The 16,075-nt window shown below is 71.6% G+C and carries 18 protein-coding genes, 4 tRNA genes and 2 pseudogenes; 12 read left to right on the top strand and 12 right to left on the bottom strand.

Annotation, left to right across the window (positions count from 1 at the left end; all coding sequences use genetic code 11):
- Window positions 1-53 precede the first annotated feature (53 nt).
- Both ACWGJ2_RS29870 and ACWGJ2_RS29865 read right to left on the bottom strand, forming a co-directional pair.
- A complete protein-coding gene (locus tag ACWGJ2_RS29870; RefSeq protein WP_453349382.1) occupies window positions 54-410 on the bottom strand; it encodes a hypothetical protein in 357 nt (118 codons plus the stop codon).
- A gap of 210 nt (window positions 411-620) precedes the next feature.
- Window positions 621-1,229 (bottom strand): TetR/AcrR family transcriptional regulator, encoded by a 609-nt coding sequence (locus tag ACWGJ2_RS29865; RefSeq protein ID WP_453349381.1) that lies wholly within the window; start codon window positions 1,227-1,229, stop codon window positions 621-623.
- Between the two features lie 171 nt (window positions 1,230-1,400).
- On the opposite strand from ACWGJ2_RS29865, the gene ACWGJ2_RS29860 reads away from it, so the two are divergent.
- Window positions 1,401-2,033: an FMN-dependent NADH-azoreductase gene (locus ACWGJ2_RS29860; protein ID WP_453349380.1), complete on the top strand. Its 633-nt coding sequence runs from the start codon at window positions 1,401-1,403 to the stop codon at window positions 2,031-2,033.
- Between the two features lie 82 nt (window positions 2,034-2,115).
- Here the strand turns inward: ACWGJ2_RS29860 and ACWGJ2_RS29855 are convergent, their stop codons facing one another.
- Window positions 2,116-2,784, bottom strand: coding sequence for a TetR/AcrR family transcriptional regulator (locus ACWGJ2_RS29855; protein ID WP_453349379.1), 669 nt, complete (start codon window positions 2,782-2,784; stop codon window positions 2,116-2,118).
- A 110-nt stretch (window positions 2,785-2,894) separates the two neighbouring features.
- On the opposite strand from ACWGJ2_RS29855, the gene ACWGJ2_RS29850 reads away from it, so the two are divergent.
- The 3 genes and pseudogenes from ACWGJ2_RS29850 to ACWGJ2_RS29840 all read left to right on the top strand — a co-directional run.
- Window positions 2,895-3,692: a Rid family hydrolase gene (locus tag ACWGJ2_RS29850; RefSeq protein ID WP_453349378.1), complete on the top strand. Its 798-nt coding sequence runs from the start codon at window positions 2,895-2,897 to the stop codon at window positions 3,690-3,692.
- Window positions 3,682-4,068 carry a hypothetical protein gene (locus tag ACWGJ2_RS29845; protein WP_453349377.1) on the top strand — a complete coding sequence of 129 codons (387 nt, stop codon included), beginning with the start codon at window positions 3,682-3,684 and terminating at the stop codon, window positions 4,066-4,068. Before ACWGJ2_RS29850 ends, ACWGJ2_RS29845 begins: the two co-directional genes overlap by 11 nt.
- Window positions 4,068-4,475 (top strand): annotated as a pseudogene (locus ACWGJ2_RS29840) (alpha/beta fold hydrolase); the annotation flags it as partial. The gene ACWGJ2_RS29845 and the pseudogene ACWGJ2_RS29840, both read left to right, overlap by 1 nt.
- An 18-nt stretch (window positions 4,476-4,493) precedes the next feature.
- Here ACWGJ2_RS29840 and ACWGJ2_RS29835 read toward each other — a convergent pair.
- Window positions 4,494-4,661, bottom strand: a pseudogene (locus tag ACWGJ2_RS29835) (aldehyde dehydrogenase family protein); the annotation flags it as partial.
- Window positions 4,662-4,790: 129 nt separating this feature from the next.
- Between ACWGJ2_RS29835 and ACWGJ2_RS29830 the strand changes: the two are divergent.
- The 4 genes from ACWGJ2_RS29830 (at window position 4,791) to ACWGJ2_RS29815 (ending at window position 8,176) form a co-directional block, all read left to right on the top strand.
- A complete protein-coding gene (locus ACWGJ2_RS29830) occupies window positions 4,791-5,681 on the top strand; it encodes a helix-turn-helix transcriptional regulator (RefSeq protein WP_453349376.1) in 891 nt (296 codons plus the stop codon).
- A gap of 70 nt (window positions 5,682-5,751) precedes the next feature.
- Window positions 5,752-6,321: a TetR/AcrR family transcriptional regulator gene (locus ACWGJ2_RS29825; protein ID WP_453349375.1), complete on the top strand. Its 570-nt coding sequence runs from the start codon at window positions 5,752-5,754 to the stop codon at window positions 6,319-6,321.
- Between the two features lie 113 nt (window positions 6,322-6,434).
- Window positions 6,435-7,760: an MFS transporter gene (locus ACWGJ2_RS29820; RefSeq protein ID WP_453349374.1), complete on the top strand. Its 1,326-nt coding sequence runs from the start codon at window positions 6,435-6,437 to the stop codon at window positions 7,758-7,760.
- Complete coding sequence (locus ACWGJ2_RS29815; protein WP_453349373.1) at window positions 7,760-8,176, top strand: Dabb family protein; 417 nt, start codon at window positions 7,760-7,762, stop codon at window positions 8,174-8,176. The genes ACWGJ2_RS29820 and ACWGJ2_RS29815 overlap by 1 nt, the downstream gene beginning before the upstream one ends.
- Window positions 8,177-8,272: 96 nt before the next feature.
- Here ACWGJ2_RS29815 and ACWGJ2_RS29810 read toward each other — a convergent pair.
- The 6 genes from ACWGJ2_RS29810 to ACWGJ2_RS29785 all read right to left on the bottom strand — a co-directional run bounded on the left by ACWGJ2_RS29810 (window position 8,273) and on the right by ACWGJ2_RS29785 (window position 12,638).
- Window positions 8,273-8,345 (bottom strand) — tRNA-Lys (locus ACWGJ2_RS29810).
- Window positions 8,346-8,408: 63 nt separating this feature from the next.
- Entirely contained in the window at window positions 8,409-10,304 is a 1,896-nt protein-coding gene (locus ACWGJ2_RS29805) for a DEAD/DEAH box helicase (protein WP_453349372.1), read from the bottom strand.
- Between the two features lie 271 nt (window positions 10,305-10,575).
- Window positions 10,576-11,190, bottom strand: a complete 615-nt coding sequence (locus ACWGJ2_RS29800) for a hypothetical protein (protein ID WP_453349371.1) — start codon at window positions 11,188-11,190, stop codon at window positions 10,576-10,578.
- Between the two features lie 58 nt (window positions 11,191-11,248).
- Complete coding sequence (gene crcB, locus ACWGJ2_RS29795; protein ID WP_453349370.1) at window positions 11,249-11,623, bottom strand: fluoride efflux transporter CrcB; 375 nt, start codon at window positions 11,621-11,623, stop codon at window positions 11,249-11,251.
- Entirely contained in the window at window positions 11,620-12,159 is a 540-nt protein-coding gene (gene crcB, locus ACWGJ2_RS29790; RefSeq protein ID WP_453349410.1) for a fluoride efflux transporter CrcB, read from the bottom strand. The genes crcB (ACWGJ2_RS29795) and crcB (ACWGJ2_RS29790) overlap by 4 nt, the downstream gene beginning before the upstream one ends.
- Window positions 12,160-12,275: 116 nt before the next feature.
- Window positions 12,276-12,638 (bottom strand): metallopeptidase family protein, encoded by a 363-nt coding sequence (locus ACWGJ2_RS29785; protein WP_453349409.1) that lies wholly within the window; start codon window positions 12,636-12,638, stop codon window positions 12,276-12,278.
- A gap of 122 nt (window positions 12,639-12,760) precedes the next feature.
- Between ACWGJ2_RS29785 and ACWGJ2_RS29780 the strand changes: the two genes are divergently transcribed.
- The 4 genes from ACWGJ2_RS29780 (at window position 12,761) to ACWGJ2_RS29765 (ending at window position 14,871) form a co-directional block, all read left to right on the top strand.
- Window positions 12,761-14,515 (top strand): metallophosphoesterase family protein, encoded by a 1,755-nt coding sequence (locus ACWGJ2_RS29780; RefSeq protein WP_453349369.1) that lies wholly within the window; start codon window positions 12,761-12,763, stop codon window positions 14,513-14,515.
- A gap of 92 nt (window positions 14,516-14,607) precedes the next feature.
- Window positions 14,608-14,680: transfer RNA gene (locus ACWGJ2_RS29775), tRNA-Glu, on the top strand.
- Between the two features lie 38 nt (window positions 14,681-14,718).
- Window positions 14,719-14,793: transfer RNA gene (locus ACWGJ2_RS29770), tRNA-Asp, on the top strand.
- 4 nt (window positions 14,794-14,797) lie between these two features.
- Window positions 14,798-14,871, top strand: a tRNA-Phe gene (locus ACWGJ2_RS29765).
- Window positions 14,872-14,965: 94 nt separating this feature from the next.
- On the opposite strand, the gene ACWGJ2_RS29760 is transcribed toward ACWGJ2_RS29765, so the two are convergent.
- Together ACWGJ2_RS29760 and ACWGJ2_RS29755 are read right to left on the bottom strand one after the other, a co-directional pair.
- Window positions 14,966-15,526 (bottom strand): PIN domain-containing protein, encoded by a 561-nt coding sequence (locus tag ACWGJ2_RS29760; RefSeq protein ID WP_453349368.1) that lies wholly within the window; start codon window positions 15,524-15,526, stop codon window positions 14,966-14,968.
- A 3-nt stretch (window positions 15,527-15,529) separates the two neighbouring features.
- Window positions 15,530-15,991, bottom strand: a complete 462-nt coding sequence (locus tag ACWGJ2_RS29755) for a helix-turn-helix domain-containing protein (RefSeq protein ID WP_453349367.1) — start codon at window positions 15,989-15,991, stop codon at window positions 15,530-15,532.
- Window positions 15,992-16,075 lie beyond the last annotated feature (84 nt).

Below are 16,075 nucleotides of genomic sequence, written 5' to 3'. Positions count from 1 at the left end.
TTCCGGTCGGCCCCTCACCACGTGCACGGCAGGTTTCCCGGCGCGGCAGCGGATCAGTGGTCGGAGTAGCTGAAGTCGCCCATGGTCCAGGCACTGATGTCCTCGATCGCCACGCGGTACATCCCGCCCGTCTCCGGAATCCCCACCGTGCCCTGCAGAATTCGCGCCACATGGAAATGCAGATGCTCGGGCGGGCCCTCGTCGCGCATCGCAGCGAAAACGGCGGAGAAGTCACCCAAGCTGGCCGAGTCCGCCAGAACCTCCGACACCCGCTGCCGCCAGACGGCTTGGGGAGCCAGCCGCCCCGTGATGACAGCGCCACCGGCGACCACGGTCAGAGACATCTGATTGCTGTGCCCGGACTCCACCAGAGTGGCAATGTCGACAAGCAGTGCGTCAGACTTCGGCATGAGAACCGATCCTAATACCGCGTGTGAAGCCGGCACTGCGCCACTCGACGATCGCGCTCATATCGGACACGCAAGAGGCTTCCTGACAGCGACGGGGCCCGGCCAGGGTAAGTGGCCGGGCCCCGGCATCGCCGTTCTACGCCCTGTATAGAGCATCTTGCCGGTAGGCCGTGTGGGGCTCGAACTCACGACCAAGGCCACCGGTCCAGGTCAGCGCACCAGGCGTTCGATCAGGGTCTGCCAGGCGTCGCCGAGGAAGTCGTCGGCCTCGGCCGTCAGGCCCGTGTCGGTGCCGGGGCGCGACAGGTAGAGCAGCAGGGGGCCCTCAAGGGCGGCGGTGAGCTGGACCGCGACACCGTCCAGGTCCGGCATCGGGGCTGCCTTGGGGAGCAGCATGCGGATGTGGAGCTGGGTGACCGACGCGTCGCCGACCGGCGCCGGCCGGTTGCGGTCGATGGCGGCCCGCGCGATGGCCTGGTGGTCCAGCAGGAAGGCGATGCGGGCGCGGCCGTAGGCGATCAGGCGTTCGGCGGGCTCGGCGCCGGGGCCCAGCGGCGGGGGCCCTGACATCACCTGCTCCTGGAAGCGCCGCTCGTCCGCGTCGAGCAGCGCCCGGAAGATGCCGGCGCGGGTGCCGAAGCGGCGGAAGACGGTGCCCTTGCCGAGCCCGGCACGCTCGGCGAGGCCGTCCATCGTGACCTTGTCCACGCCCTGCTCCGCGAGCATCTCGCGGGCGGCTCGCAGCAGGTGCTCACGGTTGCGCACCGCATCGGCGCGCTCGGCGCGCGGCTTTCCGAAGGGCACTACGGGGCGGTCCACGGACGTCAATCTACAGGCAGGAATACGAAGCGGGGTAAAGTCCGTTTATGCTCTCGTGGACGGCGCCGCGACCGGTATGCGGCACCTCCGGTTCGTCACCGCCCCAGGACACGACGCAGCACAGCACGGCCCCACCCACTCACGACCGCTCCCTTCCGGAGGACCACGACCATGAACCTGTTCCGTTTGGACGCCAGCATCCTGCCCGGCGCCTCCGCCGGCGCCGAGATCGCCGACGCCTCCGAGGCCGAGTGGACCTCGGCCCACCCCGAGGGCACGGTGACCAGGCGCCACCTCGGCACCGACGCGCTGCCCGCCGACGCCTGGACGCTCGCCACCACCGCGGGCTTCACTCCCGAAGCCGAGCGCACCCCGGCCCAGCGCGAGGCGCTGGCCCTGAGCGCGGTCCTGGCCGAGGAGGTGCAGAGCGCGGACGCCGCGATCCTGGCCGTACCGCTCTACAACTACGGCGTCTCCCAGCACTTCAAGACCTGGGTGGACCTCGTCATCGCGGGCGCGGGCGCCACCACCCCGCTGCTCAAGGGCACCCCCACCGTGCTGGCCACCACCCTGGGCGGCGGCTACGGCCCCGGCACCCCGCGCGAGGGCTGGGACCACTCCACCCCCTACCTGGAGCGGATCCTCGCCGACCTCTGGCAGGCGGAGCTGACCGTGATCAAGCGCGAACTCACCCTCGCCGCCACCACCCCCGGCATGGAGGACCTGCGCGACCTCGCCCAGCAGCAGCACACCGGGGCGCTCACCGCAGCGCGCGACGCCGGCCGGGCGCTCGCCGGGCGCTGACAACCCCCACCCCCACTCCCCACTCCCCACGGCGGAACGCGCCGTCGTCAGGCCCACGCCCCGCGAGCAGCCACCCGTGGGCTCACTGCCGCACAGCGCGCAGCCCGTCCAGGAGCAGCCGCAGTCCGAACTCGAAGTGCGCCGTGAAGTCCGTACTGGTGAGCACCGGCAGGGTGGCGGAGAGGTGTGGATAGGCCCCTGCCACCACCGCGTCGTGGAGACCCCCCGCATCAGCGGGGGGTCCTTCGCCCTCCGGCTGGAGGGCGGCCTGTTCCTCCAGCGTGTGGCCGACGGTGAAGTTGACCACCGCGTAGAGCGCCCGCGCCGCTTCGCCGTCGTCGAAGCCCGCCTCTCGCAGTACGCCGACGAGGCTGTCGGCGAAGCCCAGGGTGTTCGGGCCGGTCGAGTGCGTACCGGCGTAGACGCGTGCGCCGTCGCGATGGGCGAGCAGGGCCGCACGCAGCGCGCGGGCCATGTGCGCCACCCCCTCGCTCCAGTCGCCGTCCCCCGTCGGCCCGGCGGCGGCCCCGACGCCTTCGACCATGCGCTCGGCCATCGCGGTGAGCAGGTCCTGCTTGGTCGCGAAGTAGCGGTACAGCGCGCCCGCCTGGGCGCCCACCGCGTCGGCGAGCCGGCGCATGGTCAGTGTGTCCAGGCCGGACTCGTTCAGCAGGTCGAGCGCGGTCTGGAGGGTACGGGCCCGGTCGAGCCGCGGAGGGCGGCCTCTGGTCGGGCTTGACGGAGAGTTCATGGGTCTGAGTATAGTAATTACTGAACAATGTTCATTAATTAGGAGAGGACCACTCCTATGGGCACCGATGTGATCGTCGTGGGGGCGGGCCAGGCCCGTAGGAGCGGACCATGCCCGTGAGCCGCGTCTATCCACCGTCCGTGCACAACCCCTCCGACCAGATCACCCAGGTCGTCACCGTCGACGGAACACGACTCGCGCATCTCTCCGGGCAGGTCGCCTGGGACGCGGAAGGACAGGTCGTGGGGCCCGGCGACCACGAGGCCCAGGCGGCACAGATCGCCCGCAACCTCGACGCCGCGCTCGCCGCGGTCGGCGCCACCCGGAACGACATCGTCAGAGAGACCGTCTACGTCGTCGACTACACCCCGGAGCTGCTGCCCGCGATCTTCGGACCGCTGCGGGCCGGTGTGTCGGAAGCACCCGCGAGCACGCTGGTGGGCGTGTCCTCACTCTTCGCACCGCCATACCTGCTGGAGGTCGAGGTGGTCGCCGCGCTCCCCACGAGAGGGCGCGAGGCACCCGCCCGGAGCGAGGACCAGGATCTCGAAGCGGCGCTCACCCGCCGCGCCTGGGAGGACCCGGGCCTCGCCGAGCGGCTGGAGCGCGAGCCCCTGAACGCCCTGGCATCCATGGGCGTGCACGTGCCCCCAGGGGTCAAAGTGCAGGTCAGGCTACAGAAGCGCGACACGCTGTACTACGTCGTCCCACCCGCGAAGCGGCCGGACGAGCCCGACCGCCACGAGCCCGTGAACCTGATGGACCTATGGCGCAGCGGGGACAACTTCGTCTGGATGCTGCCCGAACGGCTCAAGACCGGACTGCTGGCCATGCGCCGGAGTTTCCACGAGGCCCGGACCGGCACCGGCACCGGCACCGACGCGGAACGGAGCGACCATGAAGCATGACGCGGGCACCGTCCACGCACTCCGGCTCGTCAACGACAGCGGCTACCGGGAAAGGCTCGTCGCCGACCCGAAAGCAGTGCTGTGCGAGGAGTCGGGCCACAGCCCGAGCGAGGACTTCGCCGTCGAAGCGGTGGAACAGCGGGACGACACCATCGTCATCCTGCTCCCCGCGAGACCGGAGGACGACGAGGACTTCGGAGAGCGGCTCAGCGAGGTGTCCCCGCGCGTGTACGACGTGCTGTTCTCGTCCGGAGTCGGCGGGTTCCTGATCCCCGACGACCGCCTGAAGTGGGTTCTGCGGGACATCCGCTCCTCCTGGGCGGCCAAGGCCGAGGCGGAGGCCAAAGCGGAGGCGGAGGCGGAGGCCGAGGCGTGATGGCCACCTTCGTTCTCGTGCACGGTTCCTGGCTCGGAGGCTGGGCGTGGGACCGGGCCGCCCCCCGGCTGCGCACGTCCGGCCACACCGTCCTGTGCCCCTCGCTCGCCCCGGCCGGACCCGGCGTCGGACTGCGCACGCATATCGCCGAGATCGTCGCGCTGATCGACGGACACCACCTCACCGACGTGGTCCTCGTGGGCCACAGCTACGGAGGCATGGTCATCGCCGGTGCCGGAAACGAGCGGCCGCGGCACATCCGGCAACTCGTGTATCTGGACGCGTTCTTCCCCGAGCCCGGCCAGTCCGCCTTCGACCTCCAGCCCGTCCTGCGCGCCGAGGCCGCACGCCAGGGCGTGGATCTGACGGTGCGGACCCTGGACGTCACGGACCACGACGGGGTCCGTGCCTGCCTGGACGAGGTGGAACGGCGCGTTGCCGCCCAGCTCCATCGAGGTGCGCAGCACGGTGCCGGCGGCCTGCGCGAGGAGGAGGCGGCGCCCGACGGAGGTGGATCCGGTGAAGGACAGTTTGCGCGGTCTGCCGTCCCGGAGGAGGGGTTCGGTGACCGCGGCGGCCCGGGTTCTGGGGACGCACGTCCAGCCTGGCCCGTCACCGGTCCCCGTGGAGGTCCGTAGCGGGCCCTGTGCGACAGCGGGGCCGGGCTGACTAGGACTCGCGGACCCACGCGGGATTCGCGTGCGTGCGCGATGCTGTCCGGTATGGCTGAGAACAACCGTGAGCTGGGAAGCTTTCTGCGCAAGGCGCGCGGCCAGGTGGATCCCGAGCAGGCCGGTCTTCCGCCGGACAGCCGCACGCGGCGTGTGCCGGGCCTGCGCCGCGAGGAGGTCGCCCGCCTGGCAGGCGTCTCCAGCGACTACTACGCCCGGCTCGAACAAGGACGCCCCATCGCCCCGTCGCCCGGCGTCGTGGACGCGCTCTGCCGCGCCCTGAACCTCGACGAAGCGGGACGCACCTACCTGCACACCCTCCTCGGTGTGACGGCCACACCGTCACGGCGCCCCAGCCGCAGCCGCGGCGTGCAGAGACTCCGCCCCGGCCTGCGCCAGCTCCTCGACACGTTCGACGGCGAACCGGTCCTGGTCCTCGGCCGCCGCAGCGACGTCCTGGCGGCCACCCGCATGGCCACGGCGCTGTTCACCGACTTCGACCAGCTGCCCGCCCGGCACCGCAACTACGCACGCTGGATGTTCCTCGGCGACGAACCCCGCTCCCTGTTCCTCGACTGGGAGGAGCAGGCACGGGCCGCCGTAGAGAGCCTGCGCCTGGAGGCCGGACGGGACCCGGAGGACCGGGCCACCAACGACCTCATCGCGGAACTGGGCGAGAAGAGCCCCGAATTCGCGCACTGGTGGGAAGAGCACCGGGTCCACCAGCGCACCCACGGCTCCAAACGCCTCCACCACGCCCTGGTGGGGGAACTGACAGTGCAGTACGAGACGCTCACCCTGCCCGGAGACCCCGACACCACCCTCTTCGTCTACACCGCGGAACCCGGCTCGGCCTCCCGACAGGCACTCGACCTCCTGGCCATGTGGACCCTCACCGGCACCGAAACAGCCCGCACCGAAACAGCCCCGGAAAACGACTGACGCGGCACGGCACGGGGCGGCGCGGGGCGGCTCGGTTGACACCCCCACCTGTGAGTGGTTTATTACTCACATGTCAAAGCCGACCCCGCACCGACAGCTCTCGACCGCCGACGAACGCCGCAGGACAGTTCTGCGGACCGCGGTCAGCGCGTTCGCGGACCGCGGCTACTTCGGCACGAGGACCACGGACGTGGCCCAGCGGGCCGGCATCTCACAGGCGTACGTCTACCGTCTCTTCCCCGACAAGGAAGCACTGTTCGTAGCGGTGGTGGAGCACTGCTTCACGCGGATCCGCGAGAGCCTGGGCGACGGAGCCGCCGCCGCGCGGGGAAGTTCCGCGCGAGAAGTCCTGGACGCGATGGGCAACGCGTACGCCCAACTCATCTCGGACCGCGACCTGCTGCTGCTCCAGCTCCACGCACAGTGCGCGGCAGCCTCCGAACCCGCCGTCCGCGAGGCGGTACGCACTGGTTACGCGCGCCTGGTCGAGTACGTACGGGGAATCTCCGGCGCACCGGAGGCGGAGGTTCAGCGGTTCTTCGCCGTAGGCATGCTCTGCCACCTCGTGGTCGCCCTCGGCGCCCACGAACTGGACGCCCCCTGGGCCCGGACCCTGTCCGAGGGGCTACGCCACCCCTGAGCCGATCCCCGCAGGAAGGGGGTGACCTCACACACCGCACCGCGCTCTCCGCGGCCCTTTTTTCGGCCATGAGAGTGAGTGGTCAACCACACATAGGCACTGGAAGGGTGACCATGACCCTCACCACCACGGCACAGCCCGCCCCGGCGCGGGAGGCACCACCCACGCGCGCGGCCCGCGCCGCCGTACTGGCCTCGGCCACGCTGACCCTCATGGCCGCGGCGATCATCGCCCCCGGACTGCCCGCGATGAGCGAGGAGTTCGCCGAAGCACCCGGCGGAGGGCTCCTCGTCCGCTTCGTACTGACCATCACCTCGCTCGCCATCGCCGTCAGCGCGCCGGTGTCCGGGCTGATCGCCGACCGTGTCGGGCGACGTTCGCTGCTGGTGTCCGGCCTCGTGCTGTACGCCGTCAGCGGCACGGCGGGATTCTTCGCCACCGACCTGTACGTGCTGCTCGCGACGCGGGCGCTGCTCGGCGTCGCGGTGGGCGGGATCATGACGGCGGTCAGCGCGACCGTCACCGACTGGTTCGAGGGGGCGCGACGGGCCTCGTTCCTCGGGTTGCAGCAGGCGTTCGCGAGCCTGGGCGGGGTCGTCTTCCTGCCGCTGGGCGGGGTCCTGGCCGGGGTCGGCTGGCGTGCGCCGTTCTGGCTGTACGCCGTTTCGGCCGCCGTCGCCGTCCTGGCGTTCGTCGCCCTGCGGGAGGATCCGCGGGGCAGGCGCGGCACGGGTTCCGGTGCCGGGGAGCCCGCGCCGCGGGGGCGGCCCCCGCGGCGCGGCGTCACGGGCCGCATCGCCGGTGTGTACCTGCTGGCGCTCGTCGCGACGCTCGCGTTCTACATGGGGCCCACCCAACTGCCGTTCCTGCTACGGGATTTCGGCAGCGGTCCCGGCGTCGTCGGGGCGGTGGTCGCCGGGAGCACGCTGTCCGGGGCGTTCGGCGCGCTGGCCTTCCCTTACCTGCGGCGGCGGCTGGCCACCACCGCGGTCACCGCCGTCAGCGTCGCGCTGCTGGGCACCGGCTGGCTGCTGGTCGGGACGGCCGGCACGGTCGGCCACGTCCTGGCCGGGATGCTCGTCGGCGGTACGGGTGCCGGGCTCGTCGTGCCCAACCTCAACCTGCGCCTGAGCGAACTCGCCCCCGACGGGCGGCGTGGACGCGTCCTCAGCGGGCTCGTCACGGGGATCTTCCTCGGGCAGTTCCTCTCGCCGCTGGCCCTCCAGCCCCTCGTCCACGAAACCGGCCTCGCGGCCGCGTTCGCGTGGACGGGAGGGGCGATGGCGGCCGGGGCGGCCCTGGCCGCCCTTACAGCCGGTCTGACCCGCCAAGCCCAGCGTGTCCGCCATGTCCGGCGTGTCCGCGACGGGTCCCGTCACGCACCGACCACATCCATCACAGCAATGAACTCCGAAGACTCCGGAAAGGGAGCACTCTGATGATCCATCACTGCATCCGCTTCACCATCAAGCCCGGCACGACGCCGGAACAGCTCGAAGACGCCCTCGCCAGCCTGCGCAACCAGGGCGAGGTCATCCCGTCCGTACGCTCCTTCCTCGTCGGCCGCGACCACGGCGGCGAGTACGAGTGGGGCGCCACCTTCCAGATAGCCGACCTGGAGGGCTACTGGGAGTACCTCATCCACCCCGCCCACCGCCGCACCGACGAGATCGGGCTGCCGCTGGTCGACAAGTTCGTCTCCTTCGACGTCACCGACGACCCCGACCCCGCGTCCGGCGACAAGATCGCCGCCCTGCACCAACGCCGCTACGACGCCGACCCCGGCCTCACCGAACTCGTCTCCAACCTCAACCAGTACGAAGGCAGCGCCGCCCCCGGCCCCCACGCCGCCTGACACCCACCCGGGAGACGGGCGCGGCGGCGCATCGTCCCGGGTCGCCGCCGCACAGGAAAACCCCAGGTCAGACGATGTCTGACCTGGGGTTTGGCGTAGGCCGTGTGGGACTCGAACCCACAACCAATGGATTAAAAGTCCACTGCTCTGCCAATTGAGCTAACGGCCCGCCCCAGCAGCATAGCCCGCTGGTCTGCCGCATCTCGAAGGCATTCACCTTCGAGGACGGGTGTCAGCCGTTGCGCTTCCAGCGCGGCTTGTCCGTGCGGCGCTCAAGGGGGCGTCCGCTGCCACGGTGGTCGCCGCCCCGGTGGTCGTCGTGGCGGCCCGACGGGCGGCGCTGCTCGTGCGAGCGGTTGTTGTCGCGGCGGTCGCGGTTGTACGACGGGCGGTCGTCGCGACGGAAGCCGCCGCGGTCACCGCCACGCTCGCCGTCGCGGCGGTCGCGGTTGTACGACGGGCGGTCGTCACGGCGGAAGCCGCCGCGGTCGCCGCCACGGTCACCGTCGCGACGGTCGTCACGGCGGTACCCGCCGCGGTCGCCGCGGTCACCGCCGCGGTCGCGGTTGTAGGACGGGCGGTCGCCACGACGGTCGCCACGGTCGCCGCCGCGCTCACCACGGTCACCGCGGTCGCCGCGCTGCGCCTCGCGCCGCTCGCGCTCTTCCCTGCGCTGCTCGCGGCGCAGCTCCTCCTCGGCCTCCGCCTCGACCTCGGCGGCCAGGGCCGCCTGGGCCTCGGCAACGGCGGTCTCGGGGTCGTCGCCGCGCTCGCGCGCCGCGCGCGCCGTCAGGCGCTCCGACTCCTCGCGCAGTTCCGTCGCGCGCTTCTGCGCACGCTCCAGCTGACGCGTGAGCTGAAGCGCCTCGCGCTCCGCCTGCTTGGCCGAGTTGGCGGCCGACTCGGCCTGCACCTCGGTGAGCGAGCGGGCGCCGGTGATGCGGGCCACGTCCTCGTCGAAGACGTCGCCGCGGCCGATGAGGTGGCGCGAGGCGTCGACGCCCGCGTCCTCCATCAGCCGGAAGATCTGGCGGCGCTGGTGCGGCAGCGCGAGCGAGACGACGGTGCCGGACTGGCCCGCGCGCGCTGTACGGCCCGAACGGTGCAGGTAGTCCTTGTGGTCCCCGGCCGGGTCGACGTTCAGGACGAGGTCGATGCCGTCGACGTGGATGCCGCGCGCGGCGACGTCCGTCGCGACCAGCGCGTTGACCTTGCCCTCCTTGAAGTCGGCGAGGGTGCGGGTGCGCGCGCCCTGGGTCATGCCGCCGTGCAGCGCGTCGGCGCGGACGCCCGACTCGCGCAGCTGCTCCGCGATGCGGTCGGCGCCGAGCTGGGTGCGGACGAAGATGATCGTGCGGCCCTTGCGCGCGGCGATGGCCGCGGTCACCGGGGCCTTGTCGCGCGGCTTCACGACGAGCACGTGGTGGGTCATCGTCGTGACGGCGCCCTGTGCGGCGTCGACCTCGTGGACGACCGGCTCGGTGAGGTAGCGCTTGACCAGGGAGTCGATCTCCTTCTCCATCGTCGCGGAGAAGAGCATCCGCTGGCCGCCCTTGGGCACCAGGTCCAGCAGCTCGGTGACCTCGGGCATGAAGCCGAGGTCGGCCATCTGGTCGGCCTCGTCGAGGATGGCGACCTCGACGTCGTCGAGGGAGCAGGCGCCGCGGTTGATCAGGTCGCGCAGGCGGCCCGGGGTGGCGACGAGGATGTCGACGCCGCGCTCCAGCGCCGACATCTGGTTGCCCATCGACGTGCCGCCGCAGACGACCTTGAGCTTGAGGCTGAGCACGTCACCGTACGGCTGGAGCGCGTCGGAGACCTGCATCGCCAGCTCGCGGGTGGGGGTGAGGATGACGCCGCGGGGGCGCTTGCGCTCCGTACGGCCCTTGGTCAGGCGCTCCAGCAGCGGCAGACCGAAGGAGAGGGTCTTGCCGGAGCCGGTACGGCCGCGGCCGAGGATGTCCTTGCCCGCCAGCGCGTCCGGGATCGTCGCGGCCTGGATGGGGAAGGGGGTGGTGACGCCGTTCTGGGCGAGCTTGCGTACGACCTGCTCGGGGAGACCCAGATCACCGAAGGTGACGGTCTCCTCGTCCTCGGGCAGGACGGCGTCGGGGGTGGCAACAGACATGCGAAAAACGAACCTCTCGGAGTCATCGGCACGTGCCCAGACTCCGTGAATTCGCAAACGACCGCCTCAATGCGGTCAGCCACGGTCAGGCAGGAAACGCGCCACACGGCGCGCTCTGATGTGGGCGCCGGGCAAATGGGATCAAACGATCTACCAGCATACGCACCCCACGGCACAAGGCGCAAATGACGATCTCCCCGTCCTCCGTGTGCTCCGTCTCCTCCGCCGTCGCTGCCGCCTCCGCTCGTCTCCGACGCCCCTCCCGTCGCGCTCAGGCCGGGGAGGAGGAGCCGCCGCCGCCCGCCCTGTCGCCGGAGTCCGGGGGCGGCGGGTCGTCCGTACGCGTGGGGCTCGGGCTCGGGGGCTCGGGCGCGCGTGTCGGCGTGGCCGTCGGCGATCCGCCACCCGAGCCAGAGCCGGACCCGGAGCCGGAGCCGCCGCCTGAGGTGCCCGAAGTGCCGGAGTCCGGCGGCCTGTTGGGGTAGGTGGCGCGGGGCGGGACCTCGGAGGAGGGCCGCGCCCCCGCGTCCGCGCCGCCCCGCGAGCCCGAGCCGTCACGGGCGTCCCCGTCCTTGCCCGAGCCGTCGCGTTCGCCCTTGCCGCGCCCCTTGCCCGAGCGGCCTTTGCCGCCCTTGCCGCGCTTCCCGCCCTTGCCGTCGTCGAACCGCTCGTGCCCGGTCTCGGCGACCCCGCCGTCGGGCGCGGGCTCCCCCGCGCTGCTCGTGCCTCCGCCGCGCCCGCCGGGCGTCGCACCGTCCTGGCCGTGCCCGCCGGAGCCGTGGACGGTCATGCAGCCGCTCACGCTCGCGAGTATCAGGGCGCCCGCCGTCGCCTTGAGCACGGCGGTGGTGGCAGAGGCGGCGGGGACAGGACGGAAACGGCGCACGATGGGGGACCTCCAGGCGCGGGCGTTCGGCCGAGTGGGCGCAGTGCCCAACTCCCCGTCACCCCAACAGGTCACGCGCGAGGGTCAGTCCGAGGAAGACCGCGCCCAGTCCGACGAGGACGGAGGCGACCGCGTTCGCCAGCGCGAGGAACCGCCAGCCGCGCTCGGCGAGCCGCAGTGTCTCGTACGAGAAGGTCGAGTACGTGGTCAGCGCGCCGCACAGCCCCGTGCCCAGCAGCGCCATCGTCCCCGACCCGGCGCCGCCCACGCTCGCCGCGCCCGTCAGCCCGCCCAGCACCAGGCTGCCCGCCGCGTTGACGGCGAACGTGCCCCAGGGGAAGACGGAGTCGTGGCGCGTCTGCACGGCGCGGTCGGCGAGGTAGCGGAGCGGGGCGCCGAGCGCGCCCCCCACGACGATGAGCAGCCAGGTCACCGTGCCGCCGCCCCCTTGGCGGCGCGCTGCTCCGTACGCCCCTGCGGCGCGTCGGGAGAGGCCGGTCCGCGACGGCCCGCGCGCCGGTCCAGCGCGGTGCGCGTGACCACGGCGGCCAGCCACACCGCGGCCAGCGCGGCCACCAGCGTCCCGGCCAGATACGCGAGCGCCGTCCCGGCCCGCGCGGGGCCCTCCGCCGGCGGGCCGCGCTCCAGCAGGCGGGCCGCGTCGACCGCGTACGTCGAGAACGTCGTGAAGCCGCCCAGCACCCCCACCCCGAGGAACGGCCTGACCAGCGGATGCGTACGCGCGTCACGGTCGCGCTCGCTCACCAGCACCATCAGCACCCCGATGAGGGCGCAGCCCACGACGTTGACCAGGAAGATCCCCCACGGGAAGCCGCCCGCGCCGGCGGGGAGGGCCAGCGACACCGCGTAGCGCGCGACGGCGCCCAGCGCGCCGCCCGCCGCGATGACACCGAGCACGGGCCGGACGCGGCCCCTGGCGGTCTCGGCGCGGTGGGCGGGGACGTGCAGATCGACGTCGGCGTCCACCGCCTCCTCGGTCTCGGCGAGCGCCTTCCCGTCACGCGCCGCGCCGTGGGTGTACCGGCCACCCCCGCCGCCCCGTCCGCCCCCGCCGTCCCGCGAGCTCACCCGTACCCCAGGGCGTGCAGCCGTTCGTCGTCGATGCCGAAGTGGTGGGCGATCTCGTGGACCACGGTCACCTCGACCTCGGCCACCACCAGCTCGTGATCGCCTCCCTCGGCCTCGACCATGCGCATGGTCGGCCCGCGGTAGACCGTGATCCGGTCCGGCAGCACACCGGCGTACCACTCGCCCCGCTCGGTGAGCGGGGTCCCCTCGTAGAGGCCGAGCAGCTCGGGGTCCTCGGCCGGGGGCTCGTCCTCGACGAACACCGCGACGTTGTCCATGAGCCTCGTCAGCTCGGGCGGAATCCGGTCGAGCGCCTGCGCCACCAGTTCCTCGAACTCCTCGCGCGTCATCTCCTGCACCCGGCCATTGTCGGCCACCGCACCCCGCTCGCGCATGGGCACCCCGTACCGCCGCCTCCGGAGAGCCGCGACGGTACGGCCACGGCGCATAGTCGCACCGCCCCAGGGGCATACGGGGCCACATGGCCAGCGAAGCCAGCGAAGACAACAAGCCGGGCAATCCGCTCCACTCTCGCCACCCTCGCCGCCCCCGTCACCCCCGCACACGACGCCCCCGCACCCCGCGCCACCTGCGCCGCGCCGCCACTGCCGCCGCTGCCGCCGCCAGGACCGCCGCCGCCAGGGCCGCCGCAGCGCCCGTCGTGACCGCCGCGCTCCGCTCGCGGCGGCTCGCGGACCCCCTGCTCCGCCGCTACCGCTCCCACCACATCGCGCCCACCGCCCAACTGGCCCACACCCCGCACCCGTACTGGCGCTCGCTGGGCCTCGTCGCCGTCGTGCTGCTGGGCGCCTGGCTCGGGCTGCTGATCGTCGGCAACGTCCGCACGCCCGTGGGCCCCATGGACACCACCATGACCCTGCGCCCCTCCCTCACCGGGGGCACCAAGATCAACGTCTCGCCGCTCGGCGCCCTGGAGCTGCGCAGCCACTACGCGCCCATCCGGCTCGACGTCGACGTCGACCAGCTCGACCAGGAGCGCGCCACCGCCCTCGTGGACCACCCGGAGCGGATAGAGGGCCTCCAGGAGGAGATCGCCTCCGACGTGCGCTCCGGCACCCTCGGGCTCGCGCTGCGCTCGGCCGTCGCCGTCGTCCTGGGGGCCACGGCCCTCGGCCTCGCCGTCTACCGCCGCCCGCGCCGCGCCCTCGCCGCGGGCGGCCTCGCACTGACGCTGCTCGCGGTCTCCGGCGGTACGGCGCTGGCGACGTGGAACCCGAAGTCCGTCCTGGAGCCGAAGTTCTCCGGGCTGCTGGCGAGCGCACCGTCCGTCGTCGGCAACGCGCGCAGCATCGTCACCGACTTCGACGTCTACCAGCAGGAGCTGGCCCGCCTGGTCACCAACGTCTCCAAGCTCTACGAGACGACCTCCACCCTCCCCACGTACCAGCCCGACCCGACCACCACCCGCGTCCTGCACGTCTCGGACATCCATCTGAACCCGGCCGCCTGGCGCATCATCGAGTCCCTGGTGGACCAGTACGAGATCGACGTGATCATCGACTCCGGCGACACCATGGACCACGGCACGGCCGCCGAGAACGGCTTCCTGGAGCCGATCCCCGACCTGGGAGCGCCGTACGTCTGGGCGCGCGGCAACCACGACTCGGCCACCACCCAGAAGGCCTTCGAGAAGCTGGCCGACGACAGCCGCCGCGCACGCGAGAAGGGCGGCGACGCCAACGAGGTCCACGTCCTCGACAACGGCGTCCCGGTCGATGTCGCCGGGCTGCGCCTCGCGGGCTGGGGCGATCCGCAGTTCACCCCGGACCGCTCGGTGGTGCCCGAGGGCGACCCGTCGGAGGAGAAGGCGGGCAAGGACCTGGCGGTCGGCCTGCGCGCCCAGAAGGCAGCAGGCACGCCCGTCGACATCGCCGTCGGCCACAACCCCGTGCTCGCCGAGCAGGCCGACGGGCTGGTCCCTCTCGCCCTGGCGGGCCACACCCACCAGCGCGACAACAAGGTCCTGCCCCAGGGGACCCGGCTGATGGTCCAGGGCACCACGGGGGGCGGCGGGCTGCGCGCGGTGGAGGGCGACGAGCCGCAGCAGGTCGAGGCGTCCGTCCTCTACCTGGACCGCGACAAGGACAGGCTCCAGGCGTGGGACGAGATCACCCTGGGCGGCCTGGGCCTCTCGACGGCCGAGGTCTCCCGCCACCTCCCCGAAGACGTCGAACCCGGCTCCTCCCCGACCCCCTCCCCCAGCGGCTCCCGTTAACCGTTTTGGCGATCCCCCTCGGTATCCCATATGCTTCTCACGTCCCCGACGGCGCTGACTGAGCGAAGAGGAAGCGCCCAGGTGGGCCATCAGCCCTCATCGTCTAGTGGCCCAGGACGCCGCCCTTTCAAGGCGGTAGCACGGGTTCGAATCCCGTTGGGGGCACGCACCATCCTGTGCGAGACTTGTCTCGCACAACGCAAGGTCCTGTGGAGCAGTTTGGAGTGCTCGCCACCCTGTCAAGGTGGAGGCCGCGGGTTCAAATCCCGTCAGGACCGCTGCGGCTGGGTAGCTCAGTTGGTACGAGCGTCCGCCTGAAAAGCGGAAGGTCGCCGGTTCGACCCCGGCCCCAGCCACACCGCGTGGACAGCAGAAAGCCCCGGACGGGATCCCCGTCCGGGGCTTCTTGCTGTGCGCGACACGCGACATCGACGCCATGCACACGGGAGCTCAGGCCAGGGCCCGCAGCGCCGCGGCTGACCCGACCAGCCCTTCCCTCTCCAGCGAGGCGATCACGTCTGCGACCACGGCGTTCGGCGGGCTCTTCCGGGCATCCGCAATCTGCGTCAGCACCACGAACACCAACTGGGGCGAGAGATCCACTTGCGCTTCGATGAACGCGTCCGGGTGGACGGCCTGCACGTCCCACACCGATAACTTCTCCGCTGGAAAGTCGCTCAGATTGAATGTGACGATGACCTGCGCTTTCGCCCGAATGGCGGCGGCAAGGACGTGTCGGTCATCAGGGTCGGGCAGATCGAGCACCTCGATCAGCGGCTCGTGCCCTTTGACCAGCACATCCCGAACCGCACCCGACATCAGCTCCCGCGTCCGGTCCAGCTTGTGCGGGTCGATGTCGGGCCGGTTCTTCTTGAGATTACGGAAGGTCTCGTCGAGGATCTGGTCCGTCCACTTCGCCTGCACGAGGCCGACCTGTGCCACGCGGATAAGAACGTCACGCAGGGTGCTCGGATACAGGACATTGGCATCGTAGACGGCAGTGAAGGCCATGCCCTAGATCGGTCCCATCTCCTGGCCGAGCTGCGTGAGTTCGTCGGCCACCAGCCGACGACGATGATCGTCCTTGCGCTGATACTCCAGCAGGGACGACGCGGTGATTCTGCGGTGCGTGCCAACGGTCCGGTACTCGATCTCTCCTGCGTCCAACAGGCCGATGAGGAAGGGCCGGGACACATTGAGCAGGTCAGCGGCCTGCTGAGTGGTGAGTTCGGCATCGGATGGAACGATGGACACGGCCCGGCCCGCGCCGAGGTGAGCGAGGAGCGAGGCGAGGAGTTCAACGGCCTCGCGGGGGAGAGTCAGGGGTTCACGATCACCGGCGTCCTGAACGCTGACCTTGACCTGGGACGCACTCTGGTGTTCCGCCAGATACGACCGAACCCTTACGAAGGCATGGTTCGCGGTTTCCTGCTTATCGTCCGGGAGCTTCACCGGACGAACACCGATCTTGGACATATGCGCGCCCCTATGTGCGGTAGGTGGTGCGGGAGATCCCTTCGTCACGGTCGGCACTACCCGACTAGTAGCAGTATCCGCAAT

The sequence above is a fragment of the Streptomyces sp. NPDC054796 genome (assembly GCF_053611545.1).
This window is presented reverse-complemented; position numbering and strand designations above follow the sequence as displayed.

Coding starts and splice junctions, on each gene's coding strand:
- ACWGJ2_RS29870 (WP_453349382.1), bottom strand. CDS start 410: ATGCCGAAGTCTGACGCACTGCTTGTCGACATTGCCACTCTGGTGGAG.
- ACWGJ2_RS29860 (WP_453349380.1), top strand. CDS start 1,401: ATGAACCTGTTCCGTTTGGACGCCAGCATCCTGCCCGGCGCCTCCGCC.
- ACWGJ2_RS29855 (WP_453349379.1), bottom strand. CDS start 2,784: ATGAACTCTCCGTCAAGCCCGACCAGAGGCCGCCCTCCGCGGCTCGAC.
- ACWGJ2_RS29850 (WP_453349378.1), top strand. CDS start 2,895: ATGCCCGTGAGCCGCGTCTATCCACCGTCCGTGCACAACCCCTCCGAC.
- ACWGJ2_RS29845 (WP_453349377.1), top strand. CDS start 3,682: ATGAAGCATGACGCGGGCACCGTCCACGCACTCCGGCTCGTCAACGAC.
- ACWGJ2_RS29830 (WP_453349376.1), top strand. CDS start 4,791: ATGGCTGAGAACAACCGTGAGCTGGGAAGCTTTCTGCGCAAGGCGCGC.
- ACWGJ2_RS29825 (WP_453349375.1), top strand. CDS start 5,752: ATGTCAAAGCCGACCCCGCACCGACAGCTCTCGACCGCCGACGAACGC.
- ACWGJ2_RS29820 (WP_453349374.1), top strand. CDS start 6,435: ATGACCCTCACCACCACGGCACAGCCCGCCCCGGCGCGGGAGGCACCA.
- ACWGJ2_RS29815 (WP_453349373.1), top strand. CDS start 7,760: ATGATCCATCACTGCATCCGCTTCACCATCAAGCCCGGCACGACGCCG.
- ACWGJ2_RS29805 (WP_453349372.1), bottom strand. CDS start 10,304: ATGTCTGTTGCCACCCCCGACGCCGTCCTGCCCGAGGACGAGGAGACC.
- ACWGJ2_RS29780 (WP_453349369.1), top strand. CDS start 12,761: ATGGCCAGCGAAGCCAGCGAAGACAACAAGCCGGGCAATCCGCTCCAC.
- ACWGJ2_RS29760 (WP_453349368.1), bottom strand. CDS start 15,526: ATGGCCTTCACTGCCGTCTACGATGCCAATGTCCTGTATCCGAGCACC.
- ACWGJ2_RS29755 (WP_453349367.1), bottom strand. CDS start 15,991: ATGTCCAAGATCGGTGTTCGTCCGGTGAAGCTCCCGGACGATAAGCAG.